The sequence below is a fragment of the Mycobacterium sp. genome (assembly GCF_050701675.1).
GTDB lineage: Bacteria > Actinomycetota > Actinomycetes > Mycobacteriales > Mycobacteriaceae > Mycobacterium.
On the sequence record NZ_JBOGDD010000922.1, the window covers coordinates 1 to 2,117 of the forward strand.

A 2,117-nucleotide genomic window follows, 5' to 3' on the forward strand; every position below is an offset into this window, starting at 1 on the left:
GCGGTGGGGCGCACGAACGTCTGGATCGCGTCGTTGATCGAGTCCAACGCCGGGATCTTGTCGGCGACGACCTCGACGACGAGCAGGACGGCGACGATGGTCAGCACCCAGCCGTTCTCCATCCAGGACCAGCCGTGCGGCAGGTTCACCACGTCGGTGAAGCGCGCGAGCAGTCCGAGGGCGAGCATCGGGATATAGGCGTTGAGTCCGGCGGCGGTCGCCAAGCCCAGACCGGTCAGCAGCTGCTCCACGGGTCCAGTATGGAAGCTGGGCGTCGGGTTCGACCGTCTATTCCGGTTCCCACCTCTACCGTCAGCGACTTGTTGCGATGTCGGCGACCAGCCGTCAGCTGCCGGCAGTAATGAGCATGGCGACGTCACCATGGAGGTGCGCAAGCCCGCTGTCGAGTGTCGCCAGTTGCCCTTCTCGACTTCGCGCGAGCTGAGCAAGATAGGCATCGGTGACTTGGCGGTGACCGATCACGCCACCCAAGTCGACGTCGACGAACGACAGGTGATCGGTCCAGAATTCGTGTCGGCTCACTCCACCGACGGCAGCGACTACGTCACGTGCGGCGGACGCCGAGTGCCCGGAGCGCAACAGGAACCGTACGAGGCTGCCCTGCGTGATCGGGCACGTCGCAAAGTTGGTGTCCGATGTCGACAGCCAGTCGGCGGCTGCATCGTGATGTACGTGCTCGGCCACGACGAGCGCGACGAGGACGTTCGCGTCGAGCAGGGTCGTCATTCTTCGTCTTCCAAGGACCGGATGTCCTCGGACGTGACGACGGTGCCGACGCTCACGACGGGCAGACCCGTTCTCGGATCCGTCGAGAGCGCGGTGACCTTGCCGGTGCCCAGGCCGCGCCGCATGAGCTCGGTGACGGTCTCGCTCAACGTGCGACGGGTGTCGCGTGCGATTGCCTGTGCCTGTCGGTGCAGGTCATCGGGGAGATCGATGGTCGTCCGCATGGCTCAGCCTAGCATCAGCACATCATGATGCATTGATGTAAATCACCACACCCCGGGCACCAGCCGGTACCGCACTTTCTGCGTGTACTCGTCGTAGCCGGCCAACTCGGCGGTCAGCAACTTCTCCTCGTCGACGATCCGAGCGGCGAGGGCCAACAGTCCGGGGATGAGGACCGCGAGGCCCCAGTAGGAGTCCAGTGCGAGGGGAGTGCCGATCATCATGACGAGGACGCCGACGTACATCGGGTGCCGCACCAGACCGTACAAACCGGTGGAAGCCAGCTCTTGACCGGCTTCCACGGTGATGTTGGCCGAGGCGTAGCTGTTCTGGAAGACGACGAGTTGGGCCGCCAGCAGACCGACGCCCACCAGTACGTTGCCAAGCACGATCACCGCCAGCGGTACCGACGACCAACCGAACCGGTGATCGAGGGCACTGACCGCCAGTAGTGCCACGACCGATAGGATTGTGGCGGAGATCGCGATTCGTTGCGCGGGACGGGTTTCGGCGGTCGGTCCAGCGTGCATGCGCCGCTGCAGCGCCGCGGGATCCTTGACGGCCAGGTAGCTGCTCGGGCCGATCGTGGTGACGATGAACACGGCAATGAACACCCAGGCCTGCCAATAGTGAAACGTCCCGGCGGGCAGGAAAAGGGCCACGCCGAAGAACGCCACGCCGATCAGCATCGACGCGATGGTTTGCAGTCCGATCTTCATGGTTTCTCCCTATCGTAGATCGCGACGACGAAAGGCCGTGGCGCCCAACGTGATCAGTACCGTGTCGATGCCCAACAGCCACAGCAGAGGCGCCGCGCTGAAGTCGACGGACCCGACGTGCGGGACGTGTGTGAACGGCTCGAGGTCGAGCAACCACCGGGGTGAATTCGACAGTGAGCCAAGCAGGTACACCGCGACGAACGCGACCAGCACGCCCCACGCCGCCGGAGTGAACCGGGGGAGCAGACCGAACAGTGCGACCGTGACGGCGACCAGCAGCCAGACCGCGGGCATCTGCACCGCCGCCGTACCGAGGACCGTCGGTAGCTTGCCCGCGACGTCTCCCGCGGCGGCGCCGTAGGTCAGTCCCGCCACCAGACCGGCGATCAACATCGTCACCGCCGGTCCGATGACGGCGAACACCAGATG

General features: G+C 65.0%; 5 protein-coding genes. All 5 read right to left on the minus strand.

Features of this window, described 5'->3' with window-relative positions; genetic code table 11:
* On the minus strand, positions 1–188 hold a 188-nt coding region (locus tag ACRDUX_RS28050), incomplete at its 3' end, for a DUF4126 family protein (RefSeq protein ID WP_526418655.1).
* 157 nt (positions 189–345) lie between these two features.
* Entirely contained in the window at positions 346–747 is a 402-nt protein-coding gene (locus ACRDUX_RS28055) for a TA system VapC family ribonuclease toxin (RefSeq protein ID WP_526418647.1), read from the minus strand.
* A complete protein-coding gene (locus ACRDUX_RS28060) occupies positions 744–971 on the minus strand; it encodes an antitoxin (RefSeq protein ID WP_526418649.1) in 228 nt (75 codons plus the stop codon). The genes ACRDUX_RS28055 and ACRDUX_RS28060 overlap by 4 nt, the downstream gene beginning before the upstream one ends.
* Positions 972–1,013: 42 nt before the next feature.
* Complete coding sequence (locus tag ACRDUX_RS28065; protein ID WP_526418651.1) at positions 1,014–1,688, minus strand: methyltransferase family protein; 675 nt, start codon at positions 1,686–1,688, stop codon at positions 1,014–1,016.
* 9 nt (positions 1,689–1,697) lie between these two features.
* A partial coding sequence (locus ACRDUX_RS28070) for an efflux permease Rv1217c-related protein (RefSeq protein ID WP_526418653.1) occupies positions 1,698–2,117 on the minus strand: 420 nt, incomplete at its 5' end.

What these genes read in the sequence shown, in the direction of transcription:
- ACRDUX_RS28055 (WP_526418647.1), bottom strand. Translation starts at nt 747, where the DNA reads ATGACGACCCTGCTCGACGCGAACGTCCTCGTCGCGCTCGTCGTGGCC.
- ACRDUX_RS28060 (WP_526418649.1), bottom strand. Translation starts at nt 971, where the DNA reads ATGCGGACGACCATCGATCTCCCCGATGACCTGCACCGACAGGCACAG.
- ACRDUX_RS28065 (WP_526418651.1), bottom strand. Translation starts at nt 1,688, where the DNA reads ATGAAGATCGGACTGCAAACCATCGCGTCGATGCTGATCGGCGTGGCG.